Origin of the sequence: Dyadobacter sediminis, from assembly GCF_005860765.1 — a bacterium.
In the GTDB taxonomy this organism is placed as follows: domain Bacteria; phylum Bacteroidota; class Bacteroidia; order Cytophagales; family Spirosomataceae; genus Dyadobacter; species Dyadobacter sediminis.
Map to the genome: position 1 here is coordinate 22,732 of NZ_VCEI01000011.1, position 20,999 is coordinate 43,730.

Consider the following 20,999-nt stretch of genomic DNA (forward strand, 5'->3'; position numbering starts at 1 on the left):
ATCCGTTATTTGCGAATTTCAAATAACGCTCGTTTTTAAACCCTGTTTTCAAAGCGTTCAGCCGTAGCGGAGTTCGGGTTTTCAGGAATACACGGAACATACCCGTCAGTGCTGCTGAAAAAGCCGGATGGTGTAATCCAGCAGCGCGGTACTGCCCGACTCGCCGTGCCCGGGAATAACAACTTCCGTGTCCGGGTATTTTGTTTTCAGCTTCATTACCGTTTCGGACCAGTCATGTACATTGGCATCTTCCAGATTGCCTTTTGTGGCATCCATTTCTTTAATCAGACAGCCTCCGAACATTACTTTTTGTTCAGGAAAATAGCCGATGATGTTATCGCGGGTATGGCCTTCGCCGTGGAATGCGGCAAGTACTTTTTTACGGCCCGCTTTAAACGTACGAACCTCGTCGAAGCCGTTTTGCGGAACGGCGTAGTTTTTCAGTCTGGCCGCTTTGATCGTCAGGTTGGAAGCATAGGAGGGAATGCCTCGCTCATGGAATGCATTCAGTCCGCCCAGACAATCTGCATGAAAATGCGTTGGAATGATGGCAACAATCTTGCATTTCAGACTGTCGCCAACCCATTTGATCAGCTCGACGGACGTTGTATCATCAGCGGGCGTATCAAAAATTACAGCCTCGTTCCGGTCGAAAACGATCATGCCGTTGCAGGAAACTTTCCCGAAGCTTTCCGTCTGAAGAAAAGTAGTATGCCGGTATACGTTTTCCTTCACTTTCTGAACGGTGATACTTGGTGAAGTGTAACTTTTATCTGAAACCTTTACTGTTTGGCAACCTGAAAACAGCCATACGAAGCCAAGAAAAAGAAAATGTCTGAACATGAAAAACTGGATTTTGACAAAAACGGGAAGTTCTGCAAATTATATCTTTTGCCGCAACTCTCCTGAATTCATCCTGAAAAACCGTTCCATTATATGCAGTCTGCCTCATAGACAGGTAAAATAGTACATATCAACTTCTGTGCATATTCCGTTTTATTGTCTACCGGTTCACTTTCCCGGATCCGGAATCCGTCCGGAGCAGTTGCTGAACGATACTTCTAAAACAGTTAATAAGATGGATGAATATTGCAACCTGAAATTTGCGCTGCATAACGGATCGGAGGATCAAAGGATTTTCAATGCCGCTTTTCCCAAATGGAATTTGCCCGTCACCGGAGATCATATTCTGATTAACCGCGGAAATACTTCCGTGATTTTCAAGGTAATCGGCAAAACACATGTTTTTGAAAACGGCAAGTTCAGCGAAATCCTGTACGCCGTCATGCAGGAAGATTATGTGGGATGAAAGTGCAGGTTCAAAGTTTTTTCGCAGCCACCTGATCTTTTTTACAGAAACTTCCCCGTACCCATTCCGATCCGCCTTGCAGAAACCGTAATCCGCCGTACTTAAAAAGTAACTTCTCCGACAAAAACTGTCTATAACGGCTTTGCAATCAGCTCGCTTCATAATTCCTGTATTTTCCCGTTCCCATTCAGCTCCGAAGATTTTTTCGTGCACTAGTTAACGCGTTGTCACACTTGCTGCCTTTGCCGACGCGGCATTTACGACTTTTCTGGTCCATCGATTGTCCGGATTTAACGGTGAAGAACATGTAACCACGATGCTGCTCTGCAGAAGTGCTATCCATGCATTTGCAAGGGTTTAATGACTTATATGGCTACGATTACATCCTGAGATCTGGGCGGAGCAGCCTGGACGTTGGTTGTGGCGGTTGCGCCTTTCGGTTTATGTGCCGTATTTTTCATGCCTTGTTTATCCAAGGCGTTAAGGGGGCATTTCCATGCCGTTTATGCAGTTTTCTTAAAATTCTTAAAAAATCCGAACTAACATCATCTTCATTTGGTTAAACGATATATCGGAATAATTCGATATGCCGATTTATGGATCAACTGGAAATATTCAAGGCACTTTCAAATAAAACCAGGCTGGATATTCTGAACTGGCTTAAAGAGCCGGAAACCAGTTTTCCCGGTCAGGAAGCTTTTGGCTTCAAACACGGCGTATGCGTCGGCCAGATTCAGCAAAAAGCGGGTCTTACGCAATCCACCGTATCGGAATATTTGTCCATTCTGCAGCGTGCCGGGCTTGTAAAATCGACCCGCGTCGGGCAATGGACTTATTACCAGCGCAATGAAGAAGCATTTAAAGCCCTGAGCGAACTTGTGCAATCAAAGATTTAATCAATATATTTTACCAATGAATTCAGAAATTCTGTTCAGGCCATTCCGCCTGAAATCTTTAAATATGAAAAACCGGGTGGTGATGGCACCCATGACGCGTTCTTTTTCTCCGAATGGCGTTCCTACCGATGACGTGGCCAATTATTACGGCAAGCGTGCACAAGGTGAAGTCGGCCTGATTTTATCGGAAGGTACGGTCATTGATCGCGTATCTTCTTCCAATGACCAGAATGTTCCGCATTTTTATGGTGAGAAGGCCCTGGCCGGCTGGCAGAACGTAATCAACAAAGTGCACGATGCAGGCGGTGCCATGGGTCCTCAGATCTGGCATATGGGCATTATGGACAATCACCATTCGGGCTGGGTGCCTTCAGCGCCGTTTGAAGGTCCGTCCGGCCTGAACAGGCCCGGGTTCAACAATGGCAATACCATGACCGACGCTGATATTGCAGATACCATTGCCGCATTTGGCCGTGCCGCAGCCGATGCCAAAAGGCTGGGTTTTGAAACCGTTGAAATCCACGGCGCACACGGTTATCTCATCGATCAGTTTTTCTGGGATGCAACCAACCTGCGTTCGGATATTTATGGCGGCAAAACGCTGGCTGAACGTACCCGGTTTGCTGTAGAGGTAATCAGGGAAATACGCAGGCAGGTTGGTGACGATTTTGCATTGATCATCCGTTTATCGCAGTTCAAGCCATCGGCATACACCAACAAACTGGCCAAGACGCCGCAGGAAATGGAAGCATGGCTAAACCCGCTGGCAGAAGCCGGGATTGATATTTTTCATTGCTCGCAGCGCCGTTTCTGGGAACCCGAGTTTGAAGGTTCGGACCTGAACTTTGCAGGCTGGGCCAAAAAGCTGACCGGAAAAGCAACCATTACGGTGGGATCTATCGGACTGACAGGCGAGTTTATGGCGGCATTCGCCGGAGAAAGTTCCCAGCCAAGTTCCCTGGACGAACTGGTAAGACGCATGGACCGCGGCGACTTCGATCTTGTTGCTGTGGGAAGGCCATTGCTTGCAGATCCTTTCTGGGTTCAGAAAATTCACGAACAGCGTACAAGCGAACTGAAAGGTTTCAGCGTGGAAGCACTGAGCCAGCTGGTCTAACAAACAGAAGTTCTACAGACGGCAATCCGCCGGGCATGCATTTCCATTGCCCGGCGGATTGCCGTTTTTATTTGCGTTTATAGTTAAACGTTGTAAACAGGAAGCCCGTTTGAAAAACTTCAGAAAGCAAGATCAGTAATCAACTGGCCGGATGTAATCCATTCCATTTCATCATCGTAATCGGGTTTAACGGCAATGGTATGATGTTCAGGAGAATTCTTACTTCTTCAACTATGGACAGCCACAATCGAAAATGGCCGGCATTCCGGAAGAAACAATTTATTCAGAAATGCCGGCAGCCACAAATACACCAATTTACACGAATAAAAAAGTCATTTCATTTATACAACGCCACCCATCAGCGGGTCCGTTTTGGTCACGGCACCGGTTTCCACATGTCCGGCAAAACGCTGTTCAAACGATTCCGAACCTTTAATCCTGACGCTGAAATCATACCATTGATGCGATTTGGAAAGATTTAACACGACAGAAGCCTGACTTCCGGCTGCAATGGATTTCGTGCGGGAACCGGTTTTATAACTGTTATCGGCAATAACGATTTCATGCGGTTTATTGTCGATGTTCCGGATGGAGACCAGAATATTTCCGCTCAGACGGGACGAACCGGCCGGTTCGTACTCACAGGAAACTGCCAGCGCCGGGTTGTTCGCGCCGCCTGAAAATTCCCTGTAAAAACCATTCGGGCCATATACCCGGAGGTGATAACGGTTATTTTCAAAATCAGACAGACTCCATTCATCGTGCAGTATATCGCCGGCTGCCACGCTGTAATCCCATGAGCGGAGGATTTCATTCTGGAAAGGACTGACCGCATAAACCCGGAACGGTGAACCGCTGGACTTGCTGCCAAATACCTTGTTGCCCGCTTTGAATTCCAGGCCGAAACTGTTTTTAGCCGGATCAAAACGGCCATTTACGTAAACTTCATAAGGCAAAGCGCAAGCCGGTCGGATGCCTTTTTCCTGTTTTGGAAAATAGGGCGACTGCAAAGGATCAGCATTGATCTGCCTGATTTCCTCTGCTGTGAGCTGTCTGAAATTGGCGGGAGCCTCTTTAAACTGAGCCTGATGGATCCCTTCGATAAAAGGCATCCTTTCAAGAAATTCCGGCCTTGTGATTTTTTCGCCGTTGTAGGGCCTGAAAACAGAAGTAAGGTCGCCGCAAACCGTTCTGCGCCATTGCGTAATGTTCTCTTCCTGGATCTTTTTGTTGAATTTCTTTTCCAGAAACGTTTCCAGAAATTGCAGGGAAGACGTATGATCAAAGACCTCTGAATTGACAAACCCGCCGCGTGTCCAGGGCGATGCAATGATCATCGGAACACGATAGCCAAGCCCGATTGAACTTTCGCGGATGTTTTTTTCCATAGTCGATGGATTGGTCTGCTGGGTTCGCGTGGCAAAATCCAGTTTCGGATCAATTCCAGCGGAAACCTTTCCGGTATTCTTCTTGTACGGATTAGGAACCGTAAAAGGCGGCACATGATCGAAGTAGCCGTCATTTTCGTCGTAAGTAAGGATAAAAATCGTCTTTTTCCACACATCCGGATTTTGCAGCAGGATTTCCATGGCTTCGCTTACGTACCACGGCCCAAACCAGGGCTGACCGGGATGGTCGGAAAAATGGGCGGGCGGCATGAGCCAGGAAACCGTCGGCAAGGTGCCGTTCCGGACATCTTCCCGGAACTGGTGAAATACATCGCCTTTGGGCACGTTCAGCGTTCTTTCTTCGCCATGGTCATGGTATTGCATGGCGGTGAGGTCGTGGAAGTGCGGGTCTTTGCTGTTTGTTGTAAATGCCCTGTCGTTAAGTTCCTTGTGATGGGGGGAAAGATTCTGATACCCGTCTTTGGTGAATTTGGTCTGAGCAGTCTGGATATTGGAAAGCAGCCTTTTGGCCGCTGCCAGCTTTTGCGCGGATTTTTCGTCGGCCGGATCTTTTTCAAGCTGGGCGATCAGTTCCTGTACATTTTCCTTTTTGGACTGAAGATTGGTTATCCCGCCCTCATGCAGGCGGACATTGTACTGTTTGAAATATTCCAGCACATTGGTACCGAAGTTGCTGAGCCAGGAGCTTTCCTCGCCTTTCAATCCGTAACCCATGGTAAGTTCGTTCTGATACACTTTCCATGAAATGCCGTTTTCCTGAAGGCGTTCCGGGTAAGTAGTCCAGTCCAGTTCGGGGAATTCGTAGTTGCTGTTGTTCCACAAATGCGCGATGGATTCCGTTTCATTTTTCTCACGCACTGTGCCCGTCATCCAGTAATACCGGTTGGGGTGCGTACCCGTTATGCTGGAACAGAAGTTATGATCACAAACGGTAAATGCGTCGGCAAGAGAGTAATAGAACGGAAAATCCGACCGGTCGCAATAGCCCATCGTCAGCGGAATATGGGCATAATCCTTTTTGCCGGTCTTTTTTACATCCAGCCATTTGTCGTATTTCCCGTTGTTCATGGCGTCGGTCTGGTCCGTCCAGCCGTGCGGAATGGAGCCCATCCAGGCCACTTTGGTATCTTTGACTTTCAGGTGAAAAGGCATAAAAGTATGTCCTTCCTTGTTGGTCTGCAGCCATACCTTGTTTTTATCGGGCAACTCAACCGCCCGCGGATCGTTATAGCCGCGTACGCCCTGCAAAGTGCCAAGCTGATGGTCAAAGGAACGGTTTTCCTGCATCAGGAAAACAATATGTTCAGCGTCGTAGAAAGTGCTTCCGAGTTCAGGATTTACTGCCAGCGCCTTTTGTATAACCGGCGGGAGCATGTTCATCATGGCGCCCGTGCCCGACAGCAGCGCAGCCTGTTTAAGAAAGTCTCTTCTTGAATTCATGTTAAAAAGTGCTCGTTTTTCGCCCAAAGATATCCGGCATACGGATGCCGAATGTTAAGGAGCTGTTATCTTTAAAAGTAGTCCCCGGTAAATTCTTACCGGAAATGCCGGCGTAATGTCATAACGGTGCCATCCGGAATACAGGAACCGGGAATTTGGAGACAGATTGTTTCCGAAAAACCGGAAATCAGCAATTGATCCTGAACACAGCCATTCGCAGGATCAACCTGTTGCCGGATACTGTAATCATCGGAGTGAAGCCGGTGTCTCAAAGAAGAAAAGCTTAAAGGTACTTTCCGGTCAATGGTTTACCGGCGTGAAATCACCGGCAATGATTTCAATTTCCTGCACAAACCGGCTTGCCCCGCTTTTGTACCAGTTCCTGAATTTCTCTGACTGGTCCTGATGTCTGGGCAGATATTCCAGTATAACGGAAAGATCAAACGTTTTGCTCCGGACGCCCGCTCCTGAAATCACGCCGTCCAGTGCATTGCATTCCTGTTCGAAATGATTCGGGACCGGAATCATCATCACAGGCTTCCCAAGATAGATCGCTTCGCATACCGACTCAAAGCCTGCCGTGGTTACAAGCGCCTTGCACGATGCCAGCATGTTCAGATACTTTTCGCTGTTGATGCGGTGGAAAGTCAGCGTTTCATCCAGCCGTAAAACCTCATCCGCTTCGGCATTGTCCCAGAAACAGTGCAGATGAACCTCCGGATGCTCCTGATGCCAGTCCACGATTTTTTTACTCATGCTGTGATGCGTCATGTACACCAGCAAAAAATCGCCGCACGTCGGTTTCAGGTTCAGGACTTCTTCGCGGATCAGCGGCGGAACTACGGTTATTTTCAGATCATTTCTGGATTCCATTTCACGGAAAGACAATGCAAGCCGTTTTGCGGCAAGCCAGGAAGTAAGCCGGGAATTGAAGTTGATGACGGATTTGTTGAAGCGGCTGTTTTCAGGAAAAACAAATTTGGGGTGCAGCAGCAGATACTGGTGCGCAATACAGATCATCGGTACTTTCTGACCGTACAAGAAGTTGTAAATTCCGCCATACGTTTCATAAAAACAAATGATGGCGTCCGGTTTCGTTTTGCTGACGATTTTGTGGATAAACTGAACGGCACGCAGGTACTTCGGCATGTTGGATAGAATCGTGCCGATTGTACGTCCCAGATTCATGCCTTTGCCGTTGGGATTGTAGGCGATGCACGGCGCGTCAAACTCGTAAACAGACGCTTGGATCTGATCTTTAAAAAAAGTGGGGATCATGCGTCCGGCTGACTTGCCGGTCATGGCACCCACTATTTCGTGTTGAGCCTTTCTGAGAATTTGTCCGAGCGCAATGGCCTGTGTCAGATGCCCGCGGCCTTCACCCTGAACAAGAAACAGAATTTTCATAATTATAAAATGCAATGATCTTTGTCGGGGGCAATGCCGGTAAATGCAACCTGTTTTTCAGTTCCGGGAAAGTTCCCGACGACTGTCGTACTGTGCGGTTTTCTGTTTTCCGGTTTATTTCCGGCATGTTGCTGATTATAATAAAGCAGGCTCCAGTTCCCGTCGGAATCCTCCACCAACGCACTCAGCGTTTCCACCCAATCGCCTGAATTCATATATTGAATGCCGTCTATTTCGCGGATTGCCGGATGATGGATGTGCCCGCAGATGACGCCGTCGCAGCTTTTCGCCTTTGCAAGCTCCGTCAGTTTTTCCTCAAAATCAGACATGTAGTTTACCGCCATTTTCACCGATTGCTTGATGCGCTGCGAAAGTGAATAGTAAGGCAGACCTTTCCATTCGCGGTATTTATTATAAAGTTTGTTGATCCAGAGCAGAAACGTATAACCCATGTCGCCGAGGTACGCAAGCCATTTCATACGGGTTGTGATGGAATCAAAAACATCGCCGTGGGTTATGTAGAAGCTCTTCGAACCCGAATTCAGAATGTAATCTTTCCTGAACTGGAAATGCTTTCCCAGCCGGAACGGTATGATCTGGTCAAGAAAATCGTCGTGGTTGCCGCGGATGTAAATGACTTTGGTATTGTTTTCCTCAATCATTTTTAACACTCTTCTGAAAAACATCGTATGTTTCCGTTTCCAGACACCATACTTTTTCAGTTGCCAGGCATCAATGATATCCCCGTTCAGGATCAGCTTTTTGCAGGAATAGTTTTTCAGAAAACTGGTTACTTCTTCTGCTTTGGAACCGCTTGCGCCCAGATGCAGGTCCGATATAATGATGGTCCGGAAGTGTGTTGTATCTCTCATAATACAAATATGATCTTTTCATATTAACCGGGTATTACGGAGAAATTATCAATATGTTAATGATTTCTACAAGGATATTGCAATTACCTAGAACAATTTGGAATGTCCGGAATTGTTCAGACCGATCATTTTTTCGTTTTGAGGAAATCAGCAAACCACTTTCCGGAATTTTTAACCGTCCGTTCCTGCGTGGCAAAATCGACATGGACAAGCCCGAACCTGGCTGCATAACCTTCCGCCCATTCAAAATTGTCTGTCAGCGACCATGCCAGATAACCTTTAACATTTACGCCGTCCTGTTTGGCTTTGAGTATGTTGTAAAGGTATTGCTGGAAAAAGGCTGTTCTTTCCGAATCGTCAATTTCCCCGTTGGAAAGCACATCTTTGAAAGCCGCACCGTTTTCGGAAACGATGATATCTTTTAATCCCTTGTATTTTGCGAACTGCTGCAGGATCTGATACATTCCTTCCGGGTCAATTTCCCAACCCATGGCAGTTGCCGGCGCATTCCGCCTGGATGCCGGAACTTCTGCCAGCCACAGAACCGGTTTGAGCCATGAATGTTTTACCACTACACTGAAATAGTTCTGAATGCCGATGAAGTCAAAATCAAACCGGAGTTTTTCATGATCGTCCGGCTGCATGTATTTTTTCATGTTGTTCAGATAGGAAAAAGCATCGGCAGGGTAGCCGAGGCCCAGCGCAGGTTCAATGAAAAGCCGGTTCAGTAACGCATCCGCTCTTTTGGCAGCCATCGTATCTCTCAGTGATCCCGTATACGGCTTTACAAACGAGCAGGAAACAGCCGTACCGATGTAGGCGCCCGGCACATTCCGCCGCACAACCCGCCCGCCTTCCGCCTGACACAAAGCAAGATGATGTACAACCGGCAGAAAATTAAAAAGCCCTTTTTTTCCCGGCGCGTGCAAGCCCGTGGTATAACCCAGTCCGGCTACGGCCATGGGTTCGTTCAGGATGATCCAGTTACGGACACGATCGCCGAACTCGGTTGTGCAGAGTTCGGTATATTCCTGAAACCAGTTTACTATTTCCCGGTTTTTCCAGCCGCCTCTGTCTTCCAGCGCCTGCGGCAGATCCCAGTGGTATAAAGTAATCCATGGCGTAAGGTTCAGCTGCAGACATTTATCGATAAGCCGGTTGTAAAAATGAATTCCTTTGCGGTTCATGCTACCTGTTCCGGCCGGTAAAATTCGTGACCACGAAATGGAAAAACGGAATTCCTCAAAGCCTAATTGCGCAGCAAGTGCAAGGTCATTTTCATAAGAATGATAAAAATTGCAGGCAATATCCGCATGGTCGTTATTTTTGATTTTACCCGGTACTCTGGAAAAAGTATCCCAGATGGATGGTCCGCGTCCGTCTTCTTTTACGGCGCCTTCAATCTGAAAGGATGCCGTGGCTGTTCCCCAGCGGAAATCATTTCCAAAGTCTTTTCTGGCTAATTGCAAACTCATTTTTTTGATTCATGTTCAGATTATTCACCGGGTTATTCTAAAATTTATAAATCGTTAAATGGATGTATCAGATCATCCATTTCAGTTCGGTTGTAAAGGAAATCGTCAGCCACATCTTATAATCGCCTTTAATCAAATCATATAATTCCTGCCGGATCCTGTCCAGTTCTTTTACCTGTGTTTCTGCCTGTTCTTTTGGCAGTAAAAAATCAATTTCAATCGTATAGCTGCTGCCGGTTTTAGCTACCCGCACGTACTCATCCTTGAAGTGATATTTTCTTGAAATAAAAGCGGCCTGCTCGTGTATTTTCTCTTCCACTTCATCATCCGGCGCAAATTGCAGAAGTTCTCTTATGTTTTTTATAAAAGTCCTGGCCGGGATCCGGAGAAACAAAACGGAAATAAACAAGACCATGGATGGGTCCAGATAAGGAATCAGGTAAGCATAGGACGTATTTTTAAGAAAGTAACCCAAAGATAGAACAAGCAGTACGCCAAAACTCAGAAGTGCATCCAGCTGCCATTCCGTTGATTCAATCCGGACATATTCCGAGTTGAGCTGCAAGGCTTTTTTACGGAAATAAAGCCATAAAACAAAGCAGCCAATGATGGAGAAAATAAGATAGGGAAGTGCAATGCCAAGCTCCACAGCCTTGCCGCCGTTCATGATATCCATGACCGAAGTGGCGAGGGAATAAAGACACAAAAATATAATGACGGAAGACTGGACCGTGATCACGAACGGCTCAAACTGGGAACGCCCGAAAGGAAGATTATCATCGTCCGGCTTACGGATAAAGTTATTGACAAGCAATGAAACCCCGGAAAGGCTGATGCCGACCATTGAAAAAAGAGCATCAAAAATAATGGACTTGGAATCGCCTAAAATCCCGACCACAATAGCCCAGATCGTTAAAACCGAGCCCGTTGCAATGGAAAGCTTGATCAGTTTTCTTTCATGTATTCGTTTCAGGCGCGGATTCATTTTCTGGTAAAAGCTTGTGCTGCAACAATATTTACAAAGTTCCTGATACCGCCATCAAAATCTGTGCTATCCACAACAATCTTAACATTATGTTAATGCAGATCGCAGCCAGCTGACCGAAATTTTTCCCGGTTTGATCCGGAAAAACCTGTTGTTTATTTCTTCGTATGATACATTCACTGCAGAAACAAGACTGCATCACTCATGTAAATGCATGCGTATGATCGCCTGGCATGCACAAAAAAATAGCAGGTAAAACCCGCTATTTTTAGATAAGTTCGACTAGGATTAAAAATTTATCGTTGCATGAATGGTATAAAACGGCAATTTCGGGTTATATCCTTTTAGTACCTGAATATTCTGTAAAGATAGATGAAATCCAAACGTATAGCAGGTGCTCCATGTTAAGCAAAAATTAAATTTGTTTTAATCCAAACTTTATTGTCAACTTGTGATGTTTAATAATCTGTTGTAATTGTACAACTATATGGTGTGTAATTGCGGCATATGTCCCTGGTGTAGCGTTGTTAACGGCAGCATGGAAGGAGTTACGTGCAAGTGGACATTTATGCCGGAATCCGTACCAAAAACGTTTTTGAAATATATTGACAATGGATCTGCAATGTTGAGGGCAGTGACCCGTTTACTGATCATTCCGTTTTTAAAATGTCGTGAGCATGAACAGCAATGAAATTTCAGGCATCCGCAATTGCCGGAACAAAACAGGGAATATGATCGGAATGTTATCATATGAGGTTGGGTGTCATTTTCTGTAAAACGGTAAATGCTTTTTCTTAACTTGAGATATAATGAATTAACTAGTAACATGACTTATCAAACTTATCAATGGTCTGAACTGAATGAAGCAATGAAAGGTACTGTCATCAGTTCCTATGCCGCTTCATGGAATGTAGAAGAAAACAGGAGAGCTGAAATGTACCGGATTTTTGACATTGGCAATCCTGCAATCATTTTTGATTCAATAGGAAAATACTGCAGGATAAATACCGACAGCATTCATAAAATGAAGCCTTTGGTTAAAACATACTTTTAAAGAATGGAATCTGCCGGAAGCGGCGATTAAACCTGGTATGTTCCCGATTGCTTTTCATTCCATCTATAAATATCCTGTTCCGGAAGGCCACCGCTTTCCGATGGACAAATACGAGCTGCTGCCTTTGCAATTACTGCGGGAAGGTATAGCCGAAGAAACGGATTTTTTCAGCCCGGAACCCGTTGCTCTGAATGCTGTTTATGCAGTGCACGGAAAGGATTATACAAACCGTTTGATAAACGGTACCCTGAGCCGGAAGGAAATGCGCCGCATCGGCTTTGAACAGTCGCCGTTGCTGGCCGAACGTGAATTTAGGATCACAAACGGTACCGTGCAAGGTGCATTAAAAGCGCTGAAAACCGGTATGGCCTTCAATATAGCCGGCGGTACGCATCACGCCGGCCGCAATCAGGGCGAAGGATTCTGCATGATTAACGATCAGGCTGCAGCGGCACAATATCTGCTGGATCATCACCAAGCCAGGCAGGTGCTTATCGTTGATCTGGATGTGCATCAGGGTAACGGAACGGCGGAAATCTTTGCCGGTGAGCCGCGGGTATTTACCTTTTCCATGCACGGCAAGAACAATTATCCTTTCAGAAAAGAACAAAGTGACCTGGACATTCCGCTCGAAGACAAAACAAACGATCATACTTATCTGGGCATTCTGAAAGAAACCTTGCCGAAACTCATACAGCAGGTCCGTCCGGATTTTATCTTTTACCAGGCCGGAGTAGACATTCTTCATACCGATAAGATCGGCCGCATGGCCTGCACGCTTCAAGGTTGCCGGCAGCGAGACGAAATGGTGCTTCAAACGGCCGTTGAAAACAATATTCCGCTGCAATGCAGCATGGGCGGCGGCTACTCGGCCCAGCTCAGGACCATTTTGGATGCGCATGCCAATACTTTCCGTGTAGCCAGGCAGTTGTTGTAGATGAAGGGTTTTTTGTACATTCAGGGAAATGGGGATTCGGGGTCATGGGTTGTCATTTGTGGTGCATTTTTGGTTGTTTGTAATGGGTTATAAATGAAAGGGCTATGAAGGGTGGATTGTTGATTGTTTTATTGGGCTTGTTGTCGGGACGTTGTTTCGGGCAATTTCCTGCCTTGATGTACGACAGCAAACAGGCGGTTTATGAAGATTCGGTCGGTACCATCAAAAAGATTGTTTCACCGTACGGGAAAAATCTGAAAGTGGTTTATAAAAACGGACAAAAAAGAAAAATCCTGAAAAGCAGCCTGTGGGGATTTCAGAACCGCAGCGGGAAATTATACCGGCTTTACGACAACAAGGCAATGCGTGTGCTCAGGCAAAGCGGTATTATCAAATATGCGTACAAACAACCGGGTACCAATCATTTTTCATGGCGTTACAGTGCCGATCTTGACTCGCCTGTGTTCCGTACCAAAAGAAAGGCAAGGCATTTATAATGATAAATCAGCCGTTATTTAAACAGAAGCGGCGCAAACTCGTGCAGGCACCGGCGCCAGGTATGCCATTCGTGAAAAGTACCCGGCGATTCGTAGTAGCTGGACTTTATGCCAAGTCCTTCCAGCTTTTTACGGGTATCTGTTGCCATTTTGGTAAATGGTTTTTCCTCACTCCCGGCACCAAACCATAAAACTTTAACCCGTTTGCTGAACGCATTTGCATCCGAAAGTGCACCGTTCAGGGCTGTTTTCGGATCAGCCAGGATTTCGTCAAAAACGGCCCCGCTGAAAAATCCGTAATGTGAAAAGAGGTCAGTATGCTTGACGCCGATGAGCATCGTCTGCAGTCCGCCCATGGAAAGACCGGCCATTGCCCGGTTTTCACGGCCCGGCAGCATGCGATAGGTTTTTTCCATCACCGGGATAATTTCTTTGAGATAAACCTCTTCAAGCGTAGCCGCCCTGCGCACCATTTCTGCCCGCGTGTTTGTGGTCGGAGTCGTATCGCCCTTGGCAACTGCATATCCGTTATCCATCACAACAAGCATGGGCGTGGCTTTTTTCCCGGCAATCAGATTATCCAGAATGGCGTTCATATGTCCCTGCATGGACCAGCCGCGTTCATTTTCACCGGCACCGTGCAGCAGATACAGTACCGGATATTTTTTGTTTGGTGAAGCATCGTAGCCCGGCGGGGTATACACAAAAGCCCGTCGCCATTTGCCTGTAATTTCCGAATGGTACCATTGCTCGCGCACAACGCCGTGCGGCACATTTTGAAGCAGATGAAAATCTTCGTTTGCAGCCGGAATTTCTATACCGCTGGTAGGACGTCCGTAGCCAAGATAGGCATCGCTGCCCGGATCGTTCACGCGCACGCCATCCACGACAAACCAGTAATAATGAAAACCCGGCCCAGCAGACGGAATCGTACCGTTCCAGTTCCCTTCTGCATCTTTCACCAGATCCAGCGGATCTTTCTGCAGGCCGTCGCCGCCCTGCACCTGCACTTTTGCTGCATCCGGAGCTTTCAGGCGGACCATCACACGATTGTCGCCGGAGATTTTCGGATACGCCACACCGGACAGGTTGGACGCTGCCGGCTGGAAATGATCGGCACTCGTCTGTGCGCAGGCCAACTTTGAAATGAAAGCACAAAGAAGCAGGCAAAGCAGGAAAAAGTTTTTGTTCATAGCAAAATGGTTACTGGATATCCGCATCCGCACAAGTAAAACATGATGTTTCCGGTACGTGCTATGAAAAGGAAATCTGCATGGCTTTCTACCAGTTTGCCGCTTTCATAGTTTTTCAGAAATGGCTTTTAAGCTGAACAGAATGCATGCAGCTGCTGGCAGGACAAGCGGAATGGTCAATAGCGCAGTGTTATAAGTAGAAAAGCCGTTTTCATTCCTTGACTCCATATATGGAAGTCTGGCGTATGGTTATCTGTGCCCTTTGAAAAGTATGAAGATGAAAAGCAGGGCCAGGATTTTAATTGATGTTCCCTTTACGGCGGTTTGATTGAGTTAAACTCTTTATCATTCTGAAAATGAAATTTTACATAGCATCCGCATGGTTCGTGCTGCTGATTTTTATGGCCGGCTGTATAGAACCTTTTTCGCCGCCGGAAGTAAATTCAGATGAAAATCATTTGGTCGTTGACGGGTTTTTCAATGTCAGCGGAACGGATACCAGCCGGATCGAACTGCGGAGGACGCAGAATATAAATCAGAACACGCAGCCGGCAATTGAAACCGGCGCTACGGTTGCCGTTGAGCAGAAAGAGGGCGGGGTATACCCATTCGCCGAATCCGGGAACGGGATGTATGTGCTGCCGCCCCGAAATTATAACACGGCTTTGCAATACCGGATCCGCATTAAAACCCGAAACGGACAGGAATACCTTTCCGAATACGTCTCCGTGAGCCAGACTCCCGCCATCGACAGCATTACCTATAAACTGGATGCCTTTCAGAACGCCATGGTATTCTATGTCAATACGCATGATGCGCAGAACCATACGCAGTTTTACCGCTGGAAATTTGAGGAAACTTGGGAATATGAAGCAACGTACTATTCTGCACTGGAAGTGGTGAACAATGCAGTAGTGCTCCGGAAAGATAACATCAATTCCTGCTGGAGCCATAAAAAGTCGGGCAGTATTTTGCTGGGCAGTACGGTCAGGTTAAGCGATGATATCATCAAAAATCTTCCACTGAACACGGTGCCGGTTTCGACCAATAAACTGTACATTAAATACAGCCTGCTGGTCAGGCAATACGGTTTGTCGCAAAAGGCATTTGAATACTGGACAGACCTGGCAAAAACGACGCAGGGAACCGGAAGTCTTTTTGATCCGCAGCCTTCGCAGGTTACCGGAAACATAAAAAATACTGCAGATTCCAAAGAACCCGTTTTCGGCTATTTCAGCGCTGCTACGGAAGAAACCCGGCGGTTAACGATTACGCCGCATCTGGGCGTATTTCCGAGGTGTACCGAACCCGACACCCTTCCGATCCGGTGCGGCGGTCGTGATGAGGAATGTGCATTGAACACAACCCAGTTGCTGCTTACTTACTGGGGACCCCGCGCAGATTCCGTACTGGTTGCCTCAACCGAATGTACCGATTGCAGGACAAACGGCGGAACTACCAAAAGGCCGTCATTCTGGTGAGCTTCAGATCAGAAATCCGGATTTGTTAAATGCGGTTTTATGACTTCTTTTATTAAGTATGACAGAAAATGGATCTAAAATGATTCTGTAATCTTATGTACTTGACGATCCTGTAAATTAAAAGCAGAAGCCCGGTATCTTCATCTCCGGGCTTCTGCTTTGATGCGTTTTTTACGTATTTTCAGACGTTCGAAAAATCGTATTGTAGGCAAAAATACCTGAAAATAATTTGTATTTTCCTACTTCCAGCCACCGCCCAGGCTCCGGTATAAATCCACTCTTGCCACCAGTGACTGGCTGCGGATAAATGCAAGGTTCAGTTCGGCCTGCAATGCATTTCCCTGTGCGGTGATCACTTCCAGATAATTGGCCATATCGCTTTGATAAAGCAGTTGCGCATTGGAAATGGCCTGCTGTAGAATCGCTACCTGATTACTCGCAATCGTTTCCTGTTCTTTCAATTTCTGGGTTTGTACCAGCGTATTGGAGACTTCACCAATCGCATTCAGTACGGACTGGCGGAATCCCAGTACCGATTGTTCCCGCTGGATTTTGGCCACTTCCAGGTTGGTTTTCAGTTGTCTTCTTGCAAAAACCGGCCTGGCAATTGTACCCGCTGCGATCCCGAACAAAGAACCCGGAATATTGAACCAGTTGCTCGACCTGAACGATTCCACACCGCCGCTTGCCGAAATAACCAGCGAAGGATACATGCTTGCCTGGGCAACACCCAGTTGTGCATTGGCGATCAGGACAGCCATTTCGGCTTCCCGTACATCCGGACGGCGGCTTACCAAGGCAGCGGGTACGCCCGTGGCCAGACTGTCGCCCGATTCAAAATCCGACAGGCTGACCTTTCTTGCAATGCTGTCGGGCATCTGGCCGGTCAGTATCTGAAGTGCATTTTCCTGAATGATAATATCCTGTTCCAGTTGAGGAATGAGCAAGGCGATGGATTCCCGCTGTGCTTCGGATTGTTGAATGGAAAGGGAAGTGACTTCACCGGCATCTTTCAGCAGCCGGGTAATTTTCAGCGTATTGTCGCTCAGTTCAAGGTTGTTTCTGGCAATCTGCAGTTGCTTGTCGAGCATCAGCAAATTGAAAAAACCTTTTGCTATGTCGGCCACAATCCTGGTCTTCAGTGCCTTGCTTGCTTCGTAGGTTTGCAGGTACTGGCCCAGCGTAGCCTGCTTCTGGCTGCGGATTTTGCCCCAGATGTCGGCTTCCCAGCTCAGGGTTACGCCTGCAATGTAGTTTTCAATGTGTTTGGAACCCAGAAAATTGCTTGCGCTGATTCCGTTCAGACTGTTGCTCGACGGGCGGTTGTATTGTCCGGTTACCTGTAAGTCCAGTCGTGGAAATTGCAGGAATTTCGCCTGTTTCACCTGTTGCTGCGCAATATCAATGCGTTTCAAAGCGAGCAGCAGATCATAATTGTACGTAATCCCGCGTTCGATAAGTTTTTGTAAAGTGGTATCCGGAAAGAAGTTTTTCCATTCAATATCGGCCAGCGTTGCGGTGTCTGCAAAAGTAGCGTTGCGGTACTGCGCAGGCAGGCTGAGCTCCGGTTGCTTGTAATCCCGGGTTACTCTGCAGGACGCAATACTTATCGTCAGCAGCACAAAACTCAGCAAATACGGAATATCTGTTTTGTTTTTCATGAATCGGTTTCTTGATATTATAAATCGTTGTCTGGATGAGTGAAGGTTTAATTCACAAGTTCTTCCTTAGCCAGTTCCTTTGGCTTGCCGGCTACTTTTTCCTGTAAATACTGGAAAATAGCATACAGTACAGGAATCACGAATATGCCAAAGATCACACCCGTCAGCATTCCGCCGACCGCACCCGTACCAATCGAGCGGTTTCCCAAAGCGGAGCCGCCGGTTGCACGCATCAGCGGAATCAGACCCACGATGAAGGCGAATGAAGTCATCAAAATTGGCCGGAGACGCAGCCGCGATGCTTCCAGCGCAGATGCCACGATGGACATTCCTGCATGACGGCGCTGTACGGCGTATTCAATAATCAGGATCGCATTTTTGGCCAGCAGTCCGATGAGCATGATCAGCCCGACCTGTACATAAATATTGTTTTCAATTCCAGCGAGATTGATGAACAGCATTACGCCGAAAACACCCAGCGGAATAGTCAGGATGACGGCAAAAGGCAGAATGTAGCTTTCATACTGCGCCGCCAGAAGGAAATACACAAACACCAGGCTGAGTACAAAAATCAAGAGAATCTGCGAACCTGCGTTGATTTCTTCACGTGTCATGCCGGTCCATTCGGTGCGGTAATTATTCGGCAGTACCTCGGCAGCGGTTTCTTTCACGGCCCGGATCGCGTCGCCCGTACTATAACCCGGTTTCGGCGTTCCGTTGATCACGACGGCATTGTAAAGGTTGTTTCTCGTAACGGTTTCGGGCCCAAATACCCTTTTGAGCGTCACAAGCGAATTGGCCGGAACCATTTCACCTTGCGTATTTTTGACATAAATATTGTTCAGCGACGACGGGTCTGCACGGTAGGAAGCATCGGCCTGCGCCATTACCCGGTAATATTTACCAAAACGGTTGAAATCCGAAACAAAGCTGCTGCCGTAATAAATCTGCAGAGTCTGAAGCAGTTCGTTGACCGGCACGTTGAGCTGTTTTGCCTTGGCATTGTCAACTTCCAGCATGTATTGCGGATTGCCTGTCGCAAAGGTTGTGAAAGCATAGGCGATTTCCTTTTTCTTCATCAAGGCGCCCAGGAACTGGTTGGTCGTGGCGCTCAGCTTTTCCAGCGAACCGTTTCCGCGGTCCTGAAGCATGAATTCAAATCCGCTGACGTTACCGAAACCATCCACGGTCGGAAAGGTAAAAAAGAATGCATTGGCGTCGTTGACTGCCCGTACTTTCTGTGACATCATCCCCACGATCTGATCAAAATCCTGAACATCCCCGCGTTCAGCCTTGGGCTTCATCCGGATAAAACCGACACCGTAAGGCGACGCATTGGAATTGGAAATGATGTTCATTCCTTCCACAACATAGCGCTGCTCGGCAATCGGCGAATTTTTTACAATGCTGTCTACTTGTGCCATGGCCTTGTGCGTACGGTCGAGTGAGCTGCCCGGAGGCGTGTTGAGCGCATACAGCAGAAAGCCCTGATCTTCTGTCGGGATAAAACCGGTCGGCGTTTTCAAGGTCAGCCACACTGTAGTACCCGTAATAATCAACAAACCGAAAACAGTAACCCATTTACGACGGATCAGAAACTGGAGACTTTTGACATACTTGTCGGTCATTGCCTGAAAACCGGTATTGAATGCTGCGAAGAACCTGGCTGAAAAACTTTTGCGTTCATGAGGACCGTTTTCATCGGCATGCGGGTTTTTCAGGAACAATGCACAAAGTGCGGGGCTGAGCGTCAAGGCGTTCAGTGCCGAAATCAATATAGCGATGGCGAGCGTAAATGCAAACTGCCGGTAAAATACCCCCGCCGGGCCCTGCATAAATCCGACCGGAATAAATACTGCGGCCATAACGAGCGTAATGGAAATAATGGCGCCGGATATTTCATTCATGGATTCCATGGTGGCAGGCCGCGCAGGCAAGTGCGTGAGCTCCATTTTGGAGTGCACAGCCTCGACGACGACAATCGCATCATCGACGACAATCCCGATGGCAAGTACCAAAGCAAAAAGCGTAAGGAAGTTGATTGTAAAACCAAACAGCTGCATGAAGAAAAACGTACCGACAATGGCCACAGGTACGGCAATGGCCGGAATAAGCGTAGAGCGGAAATCCTGCAAAAAAATGAACACGACAATAAACACGAGAACAAAAGCTTCCAGCAACGTGCTGCGAACCTGACCGATGGAATCATCCAGAAAATCTTTTGAGTTATACATAATGGTCGTTTTCACTCCTTTGGGCAACGATTTTGAAAAGTCGTCAAGCAAGGCTTCTGCCTGAATCAGGATTTCGTTGGCATTGGTACCGGCCGTCTGGAAAACAGCGACACCGGATGAAGCGTCACCGTTCAGCTTGCCGTTGGAGGAATAGGTATAGGAACCGAATTCAACCCGCGCCAGATCTTTCAGACGGATGACGGAACCGTCGCTGTTGGCTTTGATAATGATATCTTCATACTCTTTGTTCTGCGTCAGTTTTCCTTTGTATTTCAATACATATTCAAAAACTTCCTTGCTGTTTTCACCCAGGCGGCCCGGTGCGGTTTCAAGGCTTTGCTCGCGGATTGCAGCCGTTACTTCCTGAGGTGACAAACCGTATGCTGCGAGGCGATCCGGCTTCAGCCAGATCCGCATGGAGTAGTCACGAGTCCCGAAAGGCTGCGCTTGTCCGACCCCGGGTATACGCTGCAGTTGCGGCACGAGGTTGATCTTGATATAGTTCAGCAAAAAGGTTTCATCATACGTACTGTCCTCACTCGACAACGCCACGAACATGATGATGCTGTTCTGCTGCTTTTGCGTGGAAATACCCGCCTGTACAACTTCCTGCGGAATCTGGCTGACGGCTTTGGAAACGCGGTTCTGAACGTTCACGGCCGCAATATCCGGATCGGTACCCTGTTTGAAATAGACGTTTAAAGCCATGGTGCCGTCGTTATTGGACGAGGAAGTCATGTAAGTCATGTTTTCCACACCGTTTACGGCTTCTTCAATCGGCGTGGCTACGGCACGCGCCACAACTTCGGCGTTCGCTCCCGGGTATACGGCCGTTACCTGAACGGTAGGAGGGGCAATGTCGGGGAATTTGGTAATGGGCAGAGTGGTGAGCGAAATGATCCCGAGCAGTAATATCAGGATCGAGATAACGGTCGAAAGGACGGGCCTTTCAATAAATTTCTGGAACATAGAGGTCTTGTTTTACCCTGTCTCGAAGGTAGTTATTGTGTTATTTTGTGGTGTTAACAGCGC

At 47.4% G+C, this 20,999-nt stretch carries 16 protein-coding genes; 7 read left to right on the forward strand and 9 right to left on the reverse strand.

Annotation, left to right across the window (positions count from 1 at the left end):
* Positions 1 to 105: 105 nt before the first annotated feature.
* Positions 106 to 843, reverse strand: a complete 738-nt coding sequence (gene bla / locus FEM55_RS01150; RefSeq protein ID WP_138279491.1) for a subclass B1 metallo-beta-lactamase — start codon at positions 841 to 843, stop codon at positions 106 to 108.
* A 235-nt stretch (positions 844 to 1,078) separates the two neighbouring features.
* On the opposite strand from bla, the gene FEM55_RS01155 reads away from it, so the two are divergent.
* From FEM55_RS01155 to FEM55_RS01165, 3 genes are all read left to right on the forward strand, one after another.
* Positions 1,079 to 1,309 (forward strand): hypothetical protein, encoded by a 231-nt coding sequence (locus tag FEM55_RS01155; protein WP_138279492.1) that lies wholly within the window; start codon positions 1,079 to 1,081, stop codon positions 1,307 to 1,309.
* Positions 1,310 to 1,905: 596 nt separating this feature from the next.
* On the forward strand, positions 1,906 to 2,205 hold the full coding sequence (locus FEM55_RS01160) for an ArsR/SmtB family transcription factor (protein WP_138279493.1): 300 nt from the start codon (positions 1,906 to 1,908) through the stop codon (positions 2,203 to 2,205).
* 16 nt (positions 2,206 to 2,221) lie between these two features.
* Positions 2,222 to 3,322, forward strand: coding sequence for an NADH:flavin oxidoreductase (locus tag FEM55_RS01165; RefSeq protein ID WP_138279494.1), 1,101 nt, complete (start codon positions 2,222 to 2,224; stop codon positions 3,320 to 3,322).
* A gap of 341 nt (positions 3,323 to 3,663) precedes the next feature.
* Here the strand turns inward: FEM55_RS01165 and FEM55_RS01170 are convergent, their stop codons facing one another.
* From FEM55_RS01170 to FEM55_RS01190, 5 genes are all read right to left on the reverse strand, one after another.
* Positions 3,664 to 6,171 carry a phosphocholine-specific phospholipase C gene (locus FEM55_RS01170; protein WP_138279495.1) on the reverse strand — a complete coding sequence of 836 codons (2,508 nt, stop codon included), beginning with the start codon at positions 6,169 to 6,171 and terminating at the stop codon, positions 3,664 to 3,666.
* 300 nt (positions 6,172 to 6,471) lie between these two features.
* Entirely contained in the window at positions 6,472 to 7,578 is a 1,107-nt protein-coding gene (locus FEM55_RS01175) for a glycosyltransferase family protein (protein WP_138279496.1), read from the reverse strand.
* A gap of 2 nt (positions 7,579 to 7,580) precedes the next feature.
* A complete protein-coding gene (locus FEM55_RS01180; protein ID WP_138279497.1) occupies positions 7,581 to 8,450 on the reverse strand; it encodes a UDP-2,3-diacylglucosamine diphosphatase in 870 nt (289 codons plus the stop codon).
* 125 nt (positions 8,451 to 8,575) lie between these two features.
* A complete protein-coding gene (locus tag FEM55_RS01185; protein ID WP_138279498.1) occupies positions 8,576 to 9,925 on the reverse strand; it encodes a GH1 family beta-glucosidase in 1,350 nt (449 codons plus the stop codon).
* A gap of 67 nt (positions 9,926 to 9,992) precedes the next feature.
* Positions 9,993 to 10,910 carry a cation diffusion facilitator family transporter gene (locus tag FEM55_RS01190; protein WP_138279499.1) on the reverse strand — a complete coding sequence of 306 codons (918 nt, stop codon included), beginning with the start codon at positions 10,908 to 10,910 and terminating at the stop codon, positions 9,993 to 9,995.
* A gap of 826 nt (positions 10,911 to 11,736) precedes the next feature.
* Here FEM55_RS01190 and FEM55_RS01195 point away from each other — a divergent pair.
* The 3 genes from FEM55_RS01195 to FEM55_RS01205 all read left to right on the forward strand — a co-directional run bounded on the left by FEM55_RS01195 (position 11,737) and on the right by FEM55_RS01205 (position 13,398).
* The gene (locus FEM55_RS01195) at positions 11,737 to 11,964 is read left to right on the forward strand and encodes a hypothetical protein (protein WP_138279500.1); all 228 of its coding nucleotides are present in this window, start codon (positions 11,737 to 11,739) and stop codon (positions 11,962 to 11,964) included.
* A 37-nt stretch (positions 11,965 to 12,001) separates the two neighbouring features.
* The gene (locus FEM55_RS01200; protein WP_138279501.1) at positions 12,002 to 12,901 is read left to right on the forward strand and encodes a histone deacetylase family protein; all 900 of its coding nucleotides are present in this window, start codon (positions 12,002 to 12,004) and stop codon (positions 12,899 to 12,901) included.
* 104 nt (positions 12,902 to 13,005) lie between these two features.
* Entirely contained in the window at positions 13,006 to 13,398 is a 393-nt protein-coding gene (locus tag FEM55_RS01205) for a hypothetical protein (protein WP_138279502.1), read from the forward strand.
* Between the two features lie 14 nt (positions 13,399 to 13,412).
* Here the strand turns inward: FEM55_RS01205 and FEM55_RS01210 are convergent, their stop codons facing one another.
* A complete protein-coding gene (locus tag FEM55_RS01210) occupies positions 13,413 to 14,591 on the reverse strand; it encodes an alpha/beta hydrolase-fold protein (RefSeq protein WP_138279503.1) in 1,179 nt (392 codons plus the stop codon).
* A gap of 356 nt (positions 14,592 to 14,947) precedes the next feature.
* Between FEM55_RS01210 and FEM55_RS01215 the strand changes: the two genes are divergently transcribed.
* Positions 14,948 to 16,072, forward strand: coding sequence for a DUF4249 domain-containing protein (locus FEM55_RS01215; protein ID WP_138279504.1), 1,125 nt, complete (start codon positions 14,948 to 14,950; stop codon positions 16,070 to 16,072).
* Between the two features lie 239 nt (positions 16,073 to 16,311).
* On the opposite strand, the gene FEM55_RS01220 is transcribed toward FEM55_RS01215, so the two are convergent.
* Both FEM55_RS01220 and FEM55_RS01225 read right to left on the reverse strand, forming a co-directional pair.
* Positions 16,312 to 17,733 carry an efflux transporter outer membrane subunit gene (locus FEM55_RS01220; RefSeq protein WP_138279505.1) on the reverse strand — a complete coding sequence of 474 codons (1,422 nt, stop codon included), beginning with the start codon at positions 17,731 to 17,733 and terminating at the stop codon, positions 16,312 to 16,314.
* A 47-nt stretch (positions 17,734 to 17,780) separates the two neighbouring features.
* On the reverse strand, positions 17,781 to 20,936 hold the full coding sequence (locus FEM55_RS01225) for an efflux RND transporter permease subunit (protein WP_138279506.1): 3,156 nt from the start codon (positions 20,934 to 20,936) through the stop codon (positions 17,781 to 17,783).
* Positions 20,937 to 20,999: the final 63 nt, after the last annotated feature.